Annotated in this window: 14 protein-coding genes; 11 read left to right on the top strand and 3 right to left on the bottom strand. The window is 59.5% G+C overall.

Translation table 11 applies throughout. From position 1 onward, the window contains the following. Nucleotides 1–125 precede the first annotated feature (125 nt). Together ASG35_RS17210 and ASG35_RS17205 are read left to right on the top strand one after the other, a co-directional pair. Nucleotides 126–1559 carry an aminotransferase-like domain-containing protein gene (locus ASG35_RS17210; RefSeq protein ID WP_056359804.1) on the top strand — a complete coding sequence of 478 codons (1434 nt, stop codon included), beginning with the start codon at nt 126–128 and terminating at the stop codon, nt 1557–1559. Further along, nucleotides 1549–1833, top strand: coding sequence for a helix-turn-helix domain-containing protein (locus ASG35_RS17205; protein WP_056359801.1), 285 nt, complete (start codon nt 1549–1551; stop codon nt 1831–1833). Before ASG35_RS17210 ends, ASG35_RS17205 begins: the two co-directional genes overlap by 11 nt. A 44-nt stretch (nt 1834–1877) precedes the next feature. Here the strand turns inward: ASG35_RS17205 and pncA are convergent, their stop codons facing one another. Then, the gene (gene pncA, locus ASG35_RS17200) at nt 1878–2594 is read right to left on the bottom strand and encodes a bifunctional nicotinamidase/pyrazinamidase (RefSeq protein WP_056359798.1); all 717 of its coding nucleotides are present in this window, start codon (nt 2592–2594) and stop codon (nt 1878–1880) included. Between the two features lie 173 nt (nt 2595–2767). Between pncA and ASG35_RS17195 the strand changes: the two genes are divergently transcribed. Further along, entirely contained in the window at nt 2768–3190 is a 423-nt protein-coding gene (locus tag ASG35_RS17195) for a GNAT family N-acetyltransferase (RefSeq protein WP_056359795.1), read from the top strand. A 49-nt stretch (nt 3191–3239) separates the two neighbouring features. Here the strand turns inward: ASG35_RS17195 and ASG35_RS17190 are convergent, their stop codons facing one another. Continuing rightward, on the bottom strand, nt 3240–4454 hold the full coding sequence (locus tag ASG35_RS17190; protein ID WP_056359792.1) for a YeeE/YedE family protein: 1215 nt from the start codon (nt 4452–4454) through the stop codon (nt 3240–3242). A 119-nt stretch (nt 4455–4573) separates the two neighbouring features. Next, a complete protein-coding gene (locus ASG35_RS17185) occupies nt 4574–5893 on the bottom strand; it encodes an Nramp family divalent metal transporter (RefSeq protein WP_056359787.1) in 1320 nt (439 codons plus the stop codon). A 252-nt stretch (nt 5894–6145) separates the two neighbouring features. On the opposite strand from ASG35_RS17185, the gene ASG35_RS17180 reads away from it, so the two are divergent. The 8 genes from ASG35_RS17180 (at nt 6146) to kdpE (ending at nt 16666) form a co-directional block, all read left to right on the top strand. Then, on the top strand, nt 6146–7120 hold the full coding sequence (locus tag ASG35_RS17180; protein WP_442854847.1) for a YVTN family beta-propeller repeat protein: 975 nt from the start codon (nt 6146–6148) through the stop codon (nt 7118–7120). A 39-nt stretch (nt 7121–7159) separates the two neighbouring features. Continuing rightward, on the top strand, nt 7160–8140 hold the full coding sequence (locus ASG35_RS17175) for a sterol desaturase family protein (protein ID WP_056359781.1): 981 nt from the start codon (nt 7160–7162) through the stop codon (nt 8138–8140). 290 nt (nt 8141–8430) lie between these two features. Next, nucleotides 8431–8526, top strand: a complete 96-nt coding sequence (locus ASG35_RS17170; RefSeq protein ID WP_056359778.1) for a potassium-transporting ATPase subunit F — start codon at nt 8431–8433, stop codon at nt 8524–8526. Beyond that, complete coding sequence (gene kdpA / locus ASG35_RS17165; RefSeq protein ID WP_056359776.1) at nt 8523–10331, top strand: potassium-transporting ATPase subunit KdpA; 1809 nt, start codon at nt 8523–8525, stop codon at nt 10329–10331. The genes ASG35_RS17170 and kdpA overlap by 4 nt, the downstream gene beginning before the upstream one ends. A gap of 120 nt (nt 10332–10451) precedes the next feature. Further along, complete coding sequence (gene kdpB, locus ASG35_RS17160) at nt 10452–12509, top strand: potassium-transporting ATPase subunit KdpB (protein WP_056360859.1); 2058 nt, start codon at nt 10452–10454, stop codon at nt 12507–12509. A gap of 85 nt (nt 12510–12594) precedes the next feature. Next, entirely contained in the window at nt 12595–13176 is a 582-nt protein-coding gene (gene kdpC / locus ASG35_RS17155) for a potassium-transporting ATPase subunit KdpC (RefSeq protein ID WP_056359773.1), read from the top strand. Next, on the top strand, nt 13176–15971 hold the full coding sequence (locus ASG35_RS17150; RefSeq protein WP_056359769.1) for a sensor histidine kinase: 2796 nt from the start codon (nt 13176–13178) through the stop codon (nt 15969–15971). The genes kdpC and ASG35_RS17150 overlap by 1 nt, the downstream gene beginning before the upstream one ends. Next, on the top strand, nt 15968–16666 hold the full coding sequence (kdpE, locus tag ASG35_RS17145) for a two-component system response regulator KdpE (protein ID WP_056359765.1): 699 nt from the start codon (nt 15968–15970) through the stop codon (nt 16664–16666). Before ASG35_RS17150 ends, kdpE begins: the two co-directional genes overlap by 4 nt. The last annotated feature ends 77 nt before the right edge of the window (nt 16667–16743 follow it).

Genomic DNA, 16743 nt, shown 5'->3' with positions numbered 1-16743 from the left:
GCGATGCAGGAGGCGTTTCGCCGATGGTTTCAAGGCTACTGTGTTCCATCGGATGCGCGGGGCACAGAAAAAGAGATGCACAAGGAGTACAGTTGACAATTCGTATCATTAAGGCGATTTACATCGTGATGCTTTACGAGAAGCTTGCAGCAGAGGTCGAAGAAGCCATGCGGCGCGGCGTGTTCGCGGTCGGCGAACGGGTGCCTTCCGTGCGTCAGGCGAGCGCGCAGTACGGCGTCAGCATCAAGACGGTGTTGCGCGCATACGCGCTTCTCGAAAGCCGCGGCCTGCTTGAAACCCGGCCGCAGTCCGGTTATTTCGTGCGCGAGATGCCGGCGGCCAAGGCCGAGACGCCCGCTGTTTCGCAGCCGCCTGCGGTGGCATCGACGGTCGATGTCAGCCGCCTCGTGTTATCGACCTTGCGCTCGATCCGCTCGGAGGACGCAACGCCGCTGGGTTCGCCGTATCCGGACCCGTCGCTATTTCCGTGGCGCAAGATCAACCAGTTGGCGAACGCCATCGCGCGGCGGCATTCGAGCTGGAACCTGATTGATGACTTGCCGCCCGGCAATCCCGAACTGATCCGCCAGATCGCGCGGCGATATGCGGAGAATGGCGTGCCGGTCGATCCGGACGAGATCGTGATTACAGTCGGCGCGACCGAGGCCATCAACCTGAGCTTGCAGGCCGTGGCCAAACCGGGCGACACCGTCGCGGTCGAATCGCCGACTTACTACGCAATGCTTCACGCCATCGAACGCATGGGCATGCGCGCCATCGAAGTGCCGACGCATCCCGCCGCAGGAATCGATATCGATGCGCTGGCGAATATCATCGGCGAGCATGAGATCGCTGCGTGCATGGTCATGCCGAACTTCCAGAATCCGCTGGGTTTTGTCATGTCCGACGCAAACAAGCAGCGCCTTGTCGCACTGCTTGCCGAGCACGACATTCCGGTGATAGAAAACGATGTGTATCAGGAGCTTTATTACGGCGATGCCCGGCCATCGGCACTTAAAAACTTCGATAAAAAGGGCCTCGTGCTGCATTGCGCATCGTTTTCGAAAAGTCTGACGGCGTCTTACCGGATTGGCTGGGCAATGCCTGGCCGATATCGCGGGCAAGTCGAGAAACTCAAATTCCTCAATACGCTGACTACGCCTTCAGTGCCGCAAGTCGCCGTGGCGGATTATTTGAAGCAAGGCGGATACGACCACCATTTGCGCCACGTTCGCCGGGTGTACAGGCAGCAGGCGCGGCTCATGATCGCCACGGTCTTGCGCTTTTTTCCGGCCGGTACGCAGACTTCCGAACCGATGGGCGGCTACGTTTTATGGGTTGAACTACCGGCGAATGTCGATTCCATGAAGCTCTACAAGGCAGCGCTGGATCGCGGCATCACGATTGGTCCGGGGACGATGTTTTCATCGCGCGATGCGTTTCGCCATTTCATCCGGCTCAACTACAGTTATCCTTGGAACATACAAACAGAAGCCGCGTTGAAAACGCTTGGCGAACTGGCCGCGAGCATGGCCGGCAGGAGACAGCATGAACGATGAAATCGATCCGGCGCTGATCGCGATCCTCACGCAGTTGTGGCGCGCCGCGGAAGAGTCGCCCGCGCGGGCATGGTCGCTCGCGAAGTTATCGAAGCAATCCGGCTTGCCCATGAGCAGCTTGCGCCGGCAACTCACGGCGTTATCGGATACGGGCTTGCTCGATACCACGCCAAGCGATGCAGGCGTGCCCGCGGTTGCATTGACCGATGCCGGCAAGAATCTCTGCGCGCAATTGTTCGCGCAAGGAGTGGAGCCGGATCCGGGCGAAGCTTGATTCCGCCGGCCATGCGGACACATTCGGCGACAAGTGGTTGCGGCTTAAGCCGACACCACATCGCTGGACTGAATCCGTTTCACGCCCGCCCGCTCCATGCTCTTCCAGGCGGCCGCCAAGGATCCGTTGAGGTCGATGGCGCGCGTTGCATCTTCAATCACATACGCTTTGAAGCCCGCCTTGCGGGCGTCCATCGCCGTCCATGCAACACAAAAATCGGTCGCCAGTCCGGTCACGAAAACCGTGTCGATCTGCCGCTGCTTCAGGTACGCCGACAAGCCCGTCTTGGTCTTGTGATCGGCTTCCTCGAAAGCAGAATAGCTGTCCACGTCCTTGTGATAACCCTTGCGGATGATGACTTGCGCCGTCGGCAGCTTGAGGTCCTTGTTAAGCGCGGCGTCTTCGGTGCCTTGCACGCAGTGATCCGGCCACAAGACTTGCGTGCCGTATGAAAGCTGCGCTGTCTCGAACGGTTTCTTGCCGGGATGCGCGCTTGCAAACGAAGCGTGGCCCGCCGTATGCCAGTCCTGCGTAATCACGATGTTCTCGAACTTGCCGGCGAGCGCGTTGATGATGGGGACGACGTCGGCGCCGCCCTTGACCGGAAGCGTGCCGCCATCGATAAAACAATTCTGCACGTCGACCACGATCAGCGCCGACCGGCTGCCCGGTTTGATTGCGTTGCCGGCGGCAAAGGCACTCAGGCTTCCCAGCCCGAAAAGCTGGACGAGGCCGAACGCCGCGGCCGACTTGATCAGCATCCTGCGATGGTTTTCTACCACGGCTTATCTCCTCGATGTATTCAGGAACTCAATCATAGAGTCGCCAAAACTATATAAAAGCTCAAGCGTTCGATAAGGTAATTTTCGAATCCCGCATGTTCTTATAAACTGCTACCGGACAATCAATCAAACGACGTTTTGCAGGATGAACGATGAACGTACAGATTCGGGAAATGGTACTCGACGATTACGACGCGGTAGTCGCGCTCTGGCGCGAAACGCCGGGCGTGGACATTCGTCCGGTGACTGACAGCAGGGAAGGAATAGGCCGCTTGCTGGCAAGGAACCCGGGGCTAAGCCTTGTGGCATTTAATGCAGACACGCTGGCTGGTTGCGCGCTAGCAAGTCACGACGGCCGCCGCGGTTTCCTGCAGCACGTTGTGGTCGCGCCTGCTTCGCGCGGCGAGGGTATTGCGCGCGCGATGATCGATATTTGCATCGAGCGCTTAAGGGAATATCACCTTGGATGGGTGCATCTGGATGTTGTCGCCGATAACGAATCGGCCAGCGCGTTCTGGCAAAAAGCCGGATGGCATCCCGTCGAAACGTTGACGCGGCTTTCGCGCAAACTCTAGGCCGAAGCGAAAGACGCGACGGCCCTTTAGTTCATTTTCAAATCGACACTCAGCAAGCCGTAGGTTTGAGCCGTTCCACTTCCAGCCCGAACACGGGACGCAGGCGCGTCCCGACCACGTTGCCGAAAAACGCTGCAACGAGCCACAACCAGCCGTGCAAGCTGCCCGAGACGATGCCGCTGAAATACGCGCCGATGTTGCAGCCATAAGCGAGCCGGGCGCCATATCCGAGCAGCAGTCCACCCACAATCGCCGCGATCAGCGAGCGCAACGGCAAGCGCCAGACCGGCGCATAACGCCCTGCGAGGCCTGCCGCCATCATCGCGCCGAGCACGATGCCGATATCCATTACGGAGGTCACATCGCGGGAAACGGGCGCGGCGAGCGCGGCGGCGTTCGCCTTGCTGGCCCAGTACGGCCAGCTCGCAACATCGAATCCAATTGCCGACGCCGCCTTCGCGCCCCACAACGCAAATGCCGACGTGATGCCCCACGGCCGCCCCGAAAGCGCGAGCGTGGCGAAGTTGAGCAACGCGAGCGCAATCGCGCCGGCGACGAGCGGCCAAGGTCCATGCAGCCACGGCGATGCGTGCGGCGGCTGCGTATGTGCGGCGACGAGCCGGCCATGCCGCCGTTTTTCGATCACCACCGTGATTCCCGCGATGGCCGCAAACACCGCCCAGTTGAGCGCGAGCGCGGGTCCTGCGCCGAGCGACTTGACGAGCGAAATGGCGGGTAGCGAAGGCAACGCCGTCCAGAACGGCATATGCGCCGTGGCGATAACCGAACCGGCGATAAACGCTGCGAGCGTGACGATCATGCGTGTGCTGCCGCCGCCGACGGTGTAGAGCGTGCCCGAGGCACAACCGCCGCCGAGCTGCATGCCGATACCGAATATGAACGCACCGAACACGACCGACGTTCCGGCCGGCGAAACGAGTCCGGTGACCGGCATGCCGAACAGCGACCCGGCGGCGAGCGCGGGGAAGAACAGCGCAACGCCGACCGCGAGCATGACCATTTGCGCGCGCAGGCCGGCGCCGCGGCCATCGGCAATGAACACCCGCCATGCCGATGTAAATCCGAACGCCGCGTGATAAAGCGTGACGCCCAGCAGCGCCCCGACAATATAAAGCGCGGCCTGGCGGCCATTGACGGTCTGCGCGAGATACAGCGCGCCGGCGAGAATGAGAAGCGCGGCAATGCCGAGCGGCTTGGGATCGACGCTGAATCGGCGCGATACCGGTGATGCTAGATCGGACATTCGATGCTCCGCGAAAAGTTGCAAACGAGCATTTTCTCGCGTTTGCAGAGAGCAGGGGTTAAAACCTTCGAGAACCGCACACCTATCACGATGGCGTGCCGAACGTCAGTCCTTGGCGTTCACGCATCCGGCAGACCGGGAATGCTCACGCCCGCCGCCTGAAGCAGCAAGACCATGTTAAGCGCCAGCACGCCGACGGCTGCAACAATCGACGCGGCCCTGACGAGCGTTCTGTTTTGATAATGGCCCATGACCTTCTTGTTGCATGTGAACCAGACGAGCGCGGCCATCGGGAATGGCAACGCGAGACTCAGCACGACCTGGCTCATGACAAGCGCCTGCGTTGCGTTCGTGCCAAGCCATACAACGACAAAACTTGGAATCATGGTCAGTGCGCGGCGCAGCCAGAGCGGAATGCGGAATCCGACAAACCCTTGCATGATCATCTGCCCGGCCATGGTTCCGACAACAGAACTCGAAATGCCCGACGCGATCAGCGACAAAAGAAAAATGCCGGCTGCGGCAATTCCTAAGAGCGGCGCAAGCGTGTGATAAGCCGTTTCAATCTCGGCTACTTCCGGATGCCCCGAATGAAACGCGCCGGAAGCCATGATGACCATCGCAATGTTGATCAAACCGGCAATGGTCAAGGCAATAACCACTTCCACATTGGAAAACAGAATGATCTTCTTGCGCTCGACTTCCGTGCGCGCAGGCAGGCGCCGCTGCGTCAATCCGGAATGCAGGAACAGTGCGTGAGGCATGACTGTCGCGCCGATAATGCCGACCGCAATGGTCACCGCTTGCGCGTCCTGCAAGGAAGGCGAAAAGAGATGCAAGCCGACCTGGCTCCACGCAACTGGCGTAATAAAAAGCTCCGCCAGATAAGACAAGCCGATAATTCCCACCAAGGCGCCAATGACAAGCTCGAGCGGCCGATATCCCGCTTTTTCGAACATTAGCAAGCCGTAAGTGATGACGGCCGTTACCGCCATGCCGACTAGCAGCGGCATGTGAAACAGCAAGCTAAGCCCGATAGCGCCACCTAAGAATTCCGCCAGATCGGTCGCCATGGCGGCGACTTCGCTAACCGCCCACATCAAATAGACTAGCGGCTTGGGAAAATTGTCCCGGCATAGTTCCGCCAGGTTCTTACCCGTGACTATGCCGAGCTTGGCCGAAAGCGACTGGAACAGCATTGCGATCAGGTTCGCAAGCAATACGACCCACAACAATCCATAGCCGTAGCGCGCGCCGGCCTGAATATTCGTCGCGAAGTTGCCCGGGTCCATATAAGCGACAGAGACAACCACCGCCGGTCCAGCAAAGGGAAGCAGGACTGCGAGGCCTGTGCGGCGTCCGTCGAGCACTTCCTGCATGGCAAGCGTGGTGCTTTCGCTCATCGACTGGCTAGTTTCCTTGCGCGCCCGGTCATCCATTAATCGACTCGATACGTTAGAGATAAAGGGTTCGCATATATGTGGCTGCTTGCGGCTGCTTGCGGCTGCTAACGGCGGCGAACACGCAATGCGTCAATAGCTTAATATTGCGCTCGCTAAGCGAGAATCTTTAGTGCTTAGCGAATAAATCGCCGTCATTTCAGCTATCAAAGCACAATTTTGGTCTTCCCGGACCTTATCGAATTAATTCCTTTCACTATGCGTCGAACTGCATTCATAAACCTTTCAATGATGGCGCTGGTATCCGTACTGGCCTCCAACGCTGCATTCGCCGCAATCGCTCCAGATTCGAAAGTCATCGTGCTGGATTCCGGCGAAGCGAAACTTACGCTGATCGATGAAGCCGCGCATAAAGTGGTCGGCACGCAACCCACCGGCAAGGAACCGCATCACCTGATGATCACGCCGGATGGCAATTCGCTGATCGTGGCAGATTCGGTTTCCAATGATCTGATCTTTCTCGATCCGCATAGCGGCAAGGTGCAAAAGCGTCTCGAAGATATCGAGGATCCCTATCAGCTGGGATTTTCTCCTGACCATAAATGGTTCGTCACGGCCGGCTTGCGGCTGGACCGGATCGATATCTATAAATACGATGGCCACGACCTGACGCTCGCCAAGCGTGTTCCGCTTGCGAAAACGCCTAGCCACATGACGTTTTCATCGGATGCAAAAACGGTCTTCATTACTTTGCAGGATTCCGGCGAACTCGCTGCCATCGACCTGGCGACGCAAACAGTGAAGTGGAAGATGCCGGTAGGCAACACACCGGCAGGATTGTGGATGACGCCGGGCGACAAGGAATTGCTCGTGGGAATGACTGGCGAAGACGATGTCGCGGTCGTCGACTGGCACAAGCAGCAAGTCATCAAGCGCATTCAAACGGGCAAGGGCGCGCACAATTTCCGCAACCTGGACGACGGCAAGCATGTTGCGCTGAGCAATCGCGTGGCGAGCACCATCAGCATTATCGATTACACGACGCTGCAAAAAACCGCGGATATCACCGGTCTTTTGCCCGGGCCGGATGACATGGAATTGTCGGCGGATCGCAAGACCTTGTGGGTCACGTTCCGTTTCGCGCGCCACGTCGGCGTGATTGATCTGAATACTTACAAGCTCGTCGATACCATCGCGGTCGGACGTTCGCCGCACGGGATTTATTTCGCGAATCGCGCACCCGTGTATGCGCCGAATCCGGACTAGGCCTGTGCGTAATCACTGACGAGGCAGGAGAGCATTTGCATGATCACTGAAATTCTCGCGCAACTCGACAACGCGGTGGGAAGTCTGCAGACACTGCTTTACATCGATGTCGTCCAGCCGATTTTCTTTAAAGTCGGCCTGATGGGTTACGACGAAGATACTTACGACGCGCTGTATTGGGTGATCATCGGCGCGCTCGAGGTGTTGGCGACGTTCGCGATTCTGCGGCCGCTCGAAGCGCTGCGTCCTATCGAAAAATGGCAGGACAGGAAGGCGGTTCGCTCCGACGTTTTTTATACGTGGATTGCGAAGCTCGGCATCATCAACCTTGCGTTCTTTTTCCTGCTGACGCCCGTGTTCAATCATTGGCAAAGCCTGATGGTGATCCACGGCATTCCGAATATAGATGTAGACAGCTTATGGCCGGGCGTCACCGACCAACCGGTTGTGTCGTTCGTGATCTACCTGATCGTCCTGGATTTCGCGGGGTATTGGTATCACCGTTGGCAGCATCGCTTTGGCGTGTGGTGGGAATTGCACGCGGTTCATCATAGCCAGCAGCAAATGTCGCTCTGGGCCGACGACCGCAATCATTTTCTCGATGACATTGTGCAGGCCGCTTTCTTTGCAGGCATCTCGCTTTTTATTGGCGTGGAGCCGTCGCAGTTCGTGGTGCTGGTGGCGCTCAGCAATGTGCTGCAAAGCATCCAGCATGTGAACGCCCGTTTGCCGTTCGAGCCCGTGCTTGATCGTCTGCTGGTGAGTCCTACGTTTCATCGGCGTCATCACGCGATTGGCTATGGTCACGAAGGTACACGCTATGGCTGCAATTTCGGCGTGCTGTTTCCGTGGTGGGACATGCTGTTCAAGACGGCTTCGTGGAATCGCGCGGTCGAGCCGACAGGCATCCGTGATCAGTTGCCGGCGCCCGCGGGCCGTGGACGTGACTACGGAATGGGGATGTGGGCGCAGCAGTGGCACGCGTTTGCGCGTATAGCGCAGCGGTTGCGTTCCCAATAGCTTAAGAAATCTCACGGCTTCAACCAACGCCATGCGCTAACGCACATGGCGTTTTTTATTGGCCGCGCCAAACACCAGTCCATTCGTCTTTACACGTTTTTTACACCCGCAGCAGTTCTCTTTGCCAGCCGTTTACACGCGATCAACTAACCTTCAGCACGTCCAAATCCGCTACGGGAGATCAAAACAATGGACCTGCTTTATATCGCCGGCATCATCGCTTTCTGGGCTTTGTGCGCGGCTCTTGCCATCGGTTGCGACAAGTTGCGTCGCGCTCCAGGAGGCCGCCCATGACCACCTGGATGCTCGTGCTGGCCGGCGCCTCGACACTGCTCTTGTTCGTGTACCTCGTGTACGCACTGCTGCGTGCGGAGGATCTGGAATGAACGCCAATACCTTGTTTCAAGCGGGCCTTTTCATCGTCGTATTGATCGCGCTCGCGGTTCCCGTCGGCCGATATATAACCGGCGTCCTCGACGGCTCGTCCGTAATGGTTCGCCGTATCGGCCGCCCTATTGAATCCGTGTTGTACAAGCTTGCAGGCGTCGACGCGAAAGCCGAAATGTCGTGGAAGCATTACGCCCTTGCCGTGCTTGCATTCAATGCGCTCGGCACGCTCGTTGTATTCGGATTCCTGCGCCTGCAGCAATGGTTGCCGTCGAACCCGCAAGGCTTCGGTCCGATGACACCGGATGGCGCGTTCAACACCGCGGTCAGTTTCGTCACCAACACGAACTGGCAGGACTACACGCCTGAAGCGACCGCGAGTTATCTGTCGCAGATGGTCGGTTTGTCGGTGCAGAACTTCTTGTCGGCGGCAACAGGGATTGCAGTTGTAGTTGCGTTGATCCGCGGCTTCGCGCGTCATACGGCAACGACCATCGGCAACTTCTGGGTCGATCTGACACGCATCACGCTCTACATTCTCGCGCCTATGGCAACCGTCATCGCGCTCGTGTTCGTAAGCCAGGGCGTGATCCAGAACTTCGAAGCCTACAAGGACGTCGGCACGCTTCAGACCACGACGTACCAGACGCCGAAGACGGACGCGCAAGGCAACGCGGTGAAAGACGCCAAGGGCAATGCCGTGATGGTCGACAACAAGGCCGACAAGCAGACGCTCGCAATGGGCCCGGTTGCTTCGCAAGAAGCGATCAAGATGCTTGGCACGAACGGCGGTGGTTTCTTCAACGCGAACTCGGCGCATCCGTACGAAAACCCGACGCCGTTTTCCAACTTCGTCCAGATGCTGTCGATGCTGATCATCCCGGCGGCGCTGTGCTTGGTGTTCGGAAGAATGGTCGGTGACAGGCGGCAGGGCTACGCGATTCTCGCTGCCATGACCATTGCGTTTTCAGTGGCCTGCTGGGGCGAAATCTCGTTCGAGCAAGCCGGCAATCCGCTGTTTGCATCGCTTCACGTCGATCAAAGCGCATCGCCGCTGCAAGCGGGCGGCAACGCCGAGGGCAAGGAAACGCGCTTCGGTATTGCGCAGTCGGGCATCTTCACGGTCGCGACCACGGCGGCTTCGTGCGGCGCGGTGAACAACACGCACGACTCGCTGACGCCAATGGGCGGCTTCGTTCCAATGCTGTTGATTCAACTGGGCGAGGTGATCTTCGGCGGTGTGGGTTCGGGTCTCTACGGCATGCTCGTTTTCGCGATGCTCGCGGTGTTTGTCGCCGGTTTGATGATCGGACGCACACCTGAATACATCGGCAAGAAGATCGAATCGTACGAGATGAAGATGGTTGCGATCGTGGTGCTGCTGACACCGTTCCTGGTGTTGCTCGGCGCGTCGATTGGCGTACTGACGACCGCTGGCACGGCGGGTATATCGAACCCTGGACCGCATGGCTTCTCCGAGGTTCTCTACGCCTATAGCTCGGCGGCGAACAACAACGGCAGCGCGTTTGCGGGCCTCACGGTCAGCACGCCGTTCTACAACATCACGACCGGCATTGCGATGTGGTTCGGCCGCTTCGGTTCGATCATCCCGGTGCTCGCCATTGCAGGTGCGCTGGCCGCCAAAAAGCGTATTGCGACGACGGCCGGCAGCTTGCCCACGCACGGTCCGTTGTTCGTCGTGTTGCTGCTTGGCACGGTTGTGCTGGTAGGCGCGCTGACGTATGTGCCCGCGCTCGCGCTGGGCCCGATCGTCGAGCATCTGATGATGCTTGCGGGCAAATAAGCGGTCACTGATACAGAGGAAAGTATGAACACTATTGTCAAACCGCCCGTGAAGACGCCCAACCGGGCGCCGGAGAAAAATCCGGAGCCGGCCGGCCATTCACGCTCGGCAGCACGTTCCATGTTCGATCCGGCCATTGTCATGCCGGCGATCGCCGACTCGTTCAGGAAGCTCGACCCGCGCACGCAGCTGCGCAATCCGGTGATGTTCTGCGTGTATGTGGGCAGCATCCTGACCACCGTGTTGTGGGTCGCCGCGTTATCGGGTCAGGCCGAAGCGCCTGCGGGTTTCATCCTCGCGGTGTCGCTGTGGCTGTGGTTCACGGTGCTGTTCGCGAACTTCGCCGAAGCGCTGGCTGAAGGCCGTTCCAAGGCGCAGGCGGCGTCCTTGCGCAGCGCCAAGCGCGACGTCATGGCGAAGAAGCTGGACAAGCCCGATCACAAGGGGGCAATCCAGATCACCACTGCAACTGACTTGCGCAAGGGCGATGTCGTGCTCGTGGAAACCGGCGACGTGATCCCCGCCGACGGCGAAGTGATCGACGGTGTTGCTTCCGTCGATGAATCCGCCATCACGGGTGAATCGGCACCGGTGATCCGCGAATCGGGCGGCGACTTCACGGCTGTCACGGGCGGTACACGCGTGCTGTCGGACTGGATCGTGGTGCGCGTGACCGTCAACCCGGGCGAGGCGTTCCTCGACCGCATGATCGCGATGGTCGAAGGCGCCAAGCGCCAGAAGACGCCTAACGAAATCGCGTTGACCATCTTGCTGGTCGCGCTGAGCCTGGTGCTGTTGTTCGCGACCGCGACGCTGTTGCCGTTCTCGATGTTCTCGGTAGGCGCCATGAAAGCGGGACACGTGGTGACGATTACGGCGCTTGCCGCGCTGCTCGTGTGCCTGATACCGACAACCATCGGCGGATTGTTGTCGGCCATTGGCGTGGCCGGCATGAGCCGCATGATGCAGGCGAACGTGATCGCGACGTCGGGCCGTGCGGTGGAAGCTGCCGGTGACGTGGACGTGCTGCTGCTCGACAAGACCGGCACGATCACGCTCGGCAATCGTCAGGCATCGAATTTCGTCCCGGCGCCGGGTCTTACCGAGCAGGACCTCGCCGACGCGGCACAACTCGCATCGCTTGCCGATGAAACGCCGGAAGGCCGCAGCATTGTCGTGCTCGCCAAGCAGCGCTTCAACATTCGCCAGCGTGAGATGGCGGCGCTGCAAGCTACCTTCCTCAACTTCACGGCGCAGACGCGCATGAGCGGTGTCGACTTGCCGGATCGCGAGATTCGCAAGGGCGCGGCCGAAGCGGTCAAGATGTACGTGGAGCGTCACGGTGGGCGCTATCCGCAGGAAGTATCGAATGCGGTCGATGAAATCGCGCGTCGCGGCAGCACGCCGCTGGTGGTCGCAGAACGCAGCGATGACGGCGCGCATGTTCTGGGCGTGATCGAGCTGAAAGATATTGTGAAGGGCGGTATCAAGGAGCGTTTCGCCGAGCTGCGCAAGATGGGCATCAAGACCGTGATGGTGACGGGCGATAACCGCCTGACCGCAGCTGCGATCGCGGCCGAAGCAGGCGTGGACGACTTCCTGGCAGAAGCCACGCCGGAAGCGAAGCTCGCGACCATTCGCAGCTATCAGGCTGAAGGCCGCCTTGTTGCGATGACCGGCGACGGTACGAACGACGCCCCGGCGCTTGCGCAAGCCGACGTAGCAGTCGCGATGAACACGGGTACGCAGGCGGCGAAGGAAGCCGGCAACATGGTCGATCTCGATTCGAATCCGACCAAGCTGATCGAGATCGTGGAGATCGGCAAGCAGATGCTGATGACGCGCGGTTCACTCACCACGTTTTCTATTGCGAACGACGTGGCGAAGTACTTCGCGATCATTCCGGCGGCGTTTGCATCGACGTATCCGCAGCTGCGCGTGCTCGATGTGATGCATCTGACGTCGCCATCGTCGGCCATTTTGTCGGCGGTGATCTTCAATGCGCTGATCATTGTGGTGCTGATTCCGCTGGCTTTGAAGGGCGTGAAGTATCGCCCGCTGGGCGCCGCGTCGCTGTTGCGCCGCAATCTGCTGGTGTACGGACTCGGCGGGATTTTGCTGCCGTTCCCGTTCATCAAGATCATCGACATGATTTTGACCGCGTTCGGATGGGCCTGAAATTGAAGCCACGCGGCCGGTTCGCATTCTTGCAATTGCGCGTCCGGCCGCTTCGAAGCTTGAAATTTTAACTGGATAGTTAATCATGAAAAACATCATTCGTCCTGTGATCGTGTTGTTCGCGGCGCTGACCGTCGTGACCGGGCTCGTTTATCCGGTCGTGGTGACGGCCGTGGCGCACGCTGCGTTTCCGAGTCAGTCGAACGGCAGCGTGATCGAAAAGAACGGCAAGCCGATCGGCTCCGAACTTATCGGCCAGCAATTCGATGCCCCCGGTTACTTCTGGGGCCGCTTGTCTGCAACCTCGCCGAATCCGTACAACCCGACAGCCTCGGCCGGCTCGAATCTCGGCCCGACCAACCCCGCACTCGCCGATGAAATCAAAGGCCGGATCAGTGCCCTGCATGACGCCGATCCTTCGAACACGGCGCCGGTTCCCGTTGACCTCGTGACATCATCGGGTAGCGGTCTCGATCCCGAGATCAGTCCCGCCGCCGCCGCGTACCAGATCGACCGGGTGGCGAAGGCGCGCAAGCTCTCGCACAACGACGTCGATGCGCTCGTCCAGCGCGCGACCAGCGGCCGTCAGTTCGGCATCCTCGGCGAAGCACGCGTGAACGTGCTCAAACTGAACCTTGCGCTTGACGAACTGAAGCCCGCCAGCTGATGGACCGTCCCGACCCCGACGAACTGCTCGACAAGATCCAGCGCGACGAAGAGAAGAAACAGCGCGGCAGGCTGAAGATCTTCTTCGGTGCATCGGCTGGTGTCGGGAAGACTTATGCAATGTTGCAGGCCGGACATCGGCGTCGCGATGAAGGTATCGATACTGTTGTGGGCATCGTGGAAACGCATGGGCGCAAGGAAACGCAAGCGCTCGTCGAGGGACTCGAAGCCGTACCGCTGACAACGTATGAATACCGCGGACGCCAGTTGCCCGAGTTCGATCTCGACAGCGCGCTTGGGAGGAAACCGCAACTGATCCTCGTCGATGAACTCGCGCATTCGAACGTGCAGGGCGCGAGGCATCTGAAGCGCTGGCAGGATGTGTACGAGCTGCTCGATGCCGGCATCGACGTGTACACCACGGTCAACGTGCAGCACCTTGAAAGTCTCAATGACATCGTCGGGCAGATCACGGGCATTCGCGTCTGGGAGACGGTGCCCGATCGTGTATTCGATCTCGCCGATGAAGTCACGCTTGTCGATCTGCCGGCCGAGGAGTTGCTCGACCGCTTGCGGGATGGCAAGGTTTATCTGCCGCAGCAGGCCGCTAACGCGGTAAAGAATTTCTTTCGCAAGGGCAACCTGATTGCGTTGCGCGAACTTGCGCTGCGACGCACCGCGGATCGCGTGGACGCGCAAATGCGGGAGTATCGCGCGGATCAATCCATTGGCCGGATCTGGCAGGCACGTGAACGCTTGATCGCATGCATTGGGCCGGGTCCTGAAAGCGCCGCGCTGGTCCGCGCGTCCGCGCGTCTGGCCGCGAGCCTCAAGGCCGACTGGCTCGCCGTTTATGTCGAGACACCCAAGCTGCAACGTCTGCCGGATATCTGGCGCAAACGCACGCTCGACGCTCTGAAGCTCGCGTCCGAATTGGGCGCTGAAACGGTCACGCTCGACGGTACGGATGCAGCCGCGACGCTGGTCGCTTATGCGCGCATGCGCAATGTGTCGAAGATCGTGGCTGGTGCATCTGACGCGCCCGCCTGGCGCCGCGTCTTCGATCAGCCTGTGTCCGAATCGATCATTCGTCATGCCAACGATATTGACGTGACGCTGATCGGTGCGGGCGCCGCGAAGGAAACAGGCGAACATGGCGAGCGCATGCCGAGGTTTTCAGGTGTCTTGAGCGAAGACCGCTCGCCGCCCAATGCATATTTTTATACGGTTGCCGTTGGTGTTGGTATCACCGCGGTGGCTCGGCTCTTGTCGCATCACATCGATCTGACGAACCTCGTGATGCTGTATTTGCTCGGCGTGGTCTTCGCCGCCGTGCGGCTTGGGCGCGGCCCGGGCGTGCTGCTGTCGTTCCTCAGCGTCGCCGCATTCGATTTCTTTTTTGTTCCGCCGCAACTCTCGTTTGCGGTATCGGACACGCAATATCTGCTGACTTTCTTCGTGATGCTGCTGACGTCGCTGACCATCAGCCAGCTTACTTCGAATTTGCGTCGTCAGGCGCGTGTTGCATCGTTGCGCGAACGCCGCACGGGCGCCATGTATGCAATGACGCGCGAGCTTGGCGGCGCGTTGATGACGGAACAGATCATCGAAATAGGAACGCGGCACGTTGGCGAGATATTCCAGGCGAAGGTCGCGGTCCTGCTTCCCGACAGCGCTGAAAAAGTCCGTCAGAAGGTGGACGATCCCAACCCGCAAGTGACGCTTGATGCGTCGCAGCTCGACATCGATATTGCGCAATGGGTGTACGACCAGCAGAAGCCCGCGGGACGTGGAACTGATACGCTGCCTGCAAGCAATGCGCTTTACTTGCCGCTCAAGGCGCCGATGCGCACGCGCGGTGTCCTGGCGCTGATCACCGCGAACAAGGATGAGCTTGCGGTGCCCGAGCAGCAGCGCATGATCGATACCTTTGCTTCCCAGATTGCGCTTGCGCTGGAACGTGTGCACTACGTTGAGATTGCGCAGGATGCGCTCGTGAACATGGAATCGGAGCGCATGCGCAACTCGCTCCTGTCTGCAATCTCGCACGACTTGCGCACGCCGTTGACGTCCATTGTCGGTTTTGCATCGATGCTCGAGGAACAGCGCCGCGCGCCTGACGCGGCTTCTGATAATTCCCGCGAGCTGGTGCACGCGATCCACGAAGAAGCGCTGCGCATGAGCGGCCTCGTGACAAACTTGCTGGACATGGCGCGTCTCCAGGCGGGAAGCATACGCCTCAACCGGCAATGGCTGATGCTCGAAGAAGTGGTCGGCGCGGCGCTTGCCGTGTGTCGTCGAACGCTGCTCGGCCGCCCGGTGCAAGTGCGCGTGCCGTCTGACCTTCCGCTGATTCAACTCGACGCGGTGCTGATGGAGCGCCTGCTCGCAAACCTGTTCGAGAACGCCGCAAAGTACACGCCGGCCGGTTCCGGGCTTTCTATTACAGCGGTCGCTGAGGCGCATGACCGTGAGCGTTTCGTGCGAGTTTGCGTGGATGACGATGGTCCCGGTTTGCCGCCGGGCATTCAGTCCATCCTCTTCGATAAATTCACGCGCGGGGAAAAGGAATCGGCTAAACCGGGTGTTGGTTTGGGGCTTGCGATTTGCCGGGCGATCGTTGAAGCGCATGGCGGGAAGATAGGCGCGGAAAACCGCCAGGGCAGCGATGGAAAAGTGCTCGGCGCTCGCTTCTGGTTCACGTTGCCGGCGAGTGAAACGCCGCCCTTCGAAACGCTACCCGATGAAAGCGGCATCGCGCTTCCGGATGTGGCATCGAACCCAAATCGCCCATGAGCGAACCGACGTTGACCGTCGTGCTGATAGAGGACGACAAGCAGATTCGTCGTTTCGTGCGCACGACGCTTGAGGCGCAGGGCATGAATGTTTTCGAGGCGGAAACGGGGCAACAGGGTTTGCGGGAAGCTGCGTTTCGCTTGCCGGACCTGATTGTTGTCGACCTGGGATTGCCAGATGCCGACGGCATCGATGTCATTCGTGAGTTGCGTACGTGGACCGAGCAACCTGTGATCGTGCTGTCGGCGCGCACGCACGAAGATGCGAAGGTCGCGGCGCTTGATGCAGGCGCGGACGATTACCTCACGAAACCCTTCGGCGTGTCCGAGCTTCTCGCACGTATCCGCGCACAATTGAGACGGCGCAATCGCGGCGGGCAGCAGGAGACGCCGCAGGTTCGCTTCGGGATGGTTACGGTGGATTTATCCGAGCGACGGGTCACACGCGATGATGTGCCGATACATCTCACGCCCATTGAATACCGGTTGCTGATCACTTTGGTTCGCCACGCTGGGCGCGTGATCACGCACCAGCAATTGCTACGTGAAGTGTGGGGACCTGCATACGTGGATAACCAGCATTACCTGCGCGTTTATATGGGGCATCTCAGGCACAAGCTCGAAGCCGATCCCACGCAGCCCGTGCATATTCTGACCGAGACGGGAGTGGGCTATAGGCTTGCGGGAACACAGTAGGGGTACAAGGCGCGTTGAGAAAATATTTACGCGCAGCAGCGCGAGTTCTTCGGGAAATTAACGCGGCGCCGGCTTTA

Source organism: Burkholderia sp. Leaf177, from assembly GCF_001424345.1.
In the GTDB taxonomy this organism is placed as follows: Bacteria; Pseudomonadota; Gammaproteobacteria; order Burkholderiales; family Burkholderiaceae; genus Caballeronia.
This window is presented reverse-complemented; position numbering and strand designations above follow the sequence as displayed.

What these genes read in the sequence shown, in the direction of transcription:
- ASG35_RS17205 (WP_056359801.1), top strand. Translation starts at nt 1,549, where the DNA reads ATGAACGATGAAATCGATCCGGCGCTGATCGCGATCCTCACGCAGTTG.
- pncA (WP_056359798.1), bottom strand. Translation starts at nt 2,594, where the DNA reads ATGCTGATCAAGTCGGCCGCGGCGTTCGGCCTCGTCCAGCTTTTCGGG.
- ASG35_RS17195 (WP_056359795.1), top strand. Translation starts at nt 2,768, where the DNA reads ATGAACGTACAGATTCGGGAAATGGTACTCGACGATTACGACGCGGTA.
- ASG35_RS17190 (WP_056359792.1), bottom strand. Translation starts at nt 4,454, where the DNA reads ATGTCCGATCTAGCATCACCGGTATCGCGCCGATTCAGCGTCGATCCC.
- ASG35_RS17185 (WP_056359787.1), bottom strand. Translation starts at nt 5,893, where the DNA reads ATGGATGACCGGGCGCGCAAGGAAACTAGCCAGTCGATGAGCGAAAGC.
- ASG35_RS17180 (WP_442854847.1), top strand. Translation starts at nt 6,146, where the DNA reads ATGGCGCTGGTATCCGTACTGGCCTCCAACGCTGCATTCGCCGCAATC.
- ASG35_RS17175 (WP_056359781.1), top strand. Translation starts at nt 7,160, where the DNA reads ATGATCACTGAAATTCTCGCGCAACTCGACAACGCGGTGGGAAGTCTG.
- ASG35_RS17170 (WP_056359778.1), top strand. Translation starts at nt 8,431, where the DNA reads ATGACCACCTGGATGCTCGTGCTGGCCGGCGCCTCGACACTGCTCTTG.
- kdpA (WP_056359776.1), top strand. Translation starts at nt 8,523, where the DNA reads ATGAACGCCAATACCTTGTTTCAAGCGGGCCTTTTCATCGTCGTATTG.
- kdpB (WP_056360859.1), top strand. Translation starts at nt 10,452, where the DNA reads ATGTTCGATCCGGCCATTGTCATGCCGGCGATCGCCGACTCGTTCAGG.
- kdpC (WP_056359773.1), top strand. Translation starts at nt 12,595, where the DNA reads ATGAAAAACATCATTCGTCCTGTGATCGTGTTGTTCGCGGCGCTGACC.
- ASG35_RS17150 (WP_056359769.1), top strand. Translation starts at nt 13,176, where the DNA reads ATGGACCGTCCCGACCCCGACGAACTGCTCGACAAGATCCAGCGCGAC.
- kdpE (WP_056359765.1), top strand. Translation starts at nt 15,968, where the DNA reads ATGAGCGAACCGACGTTGACCGTCGTGCTGATAGAGGACGACAAGCAG.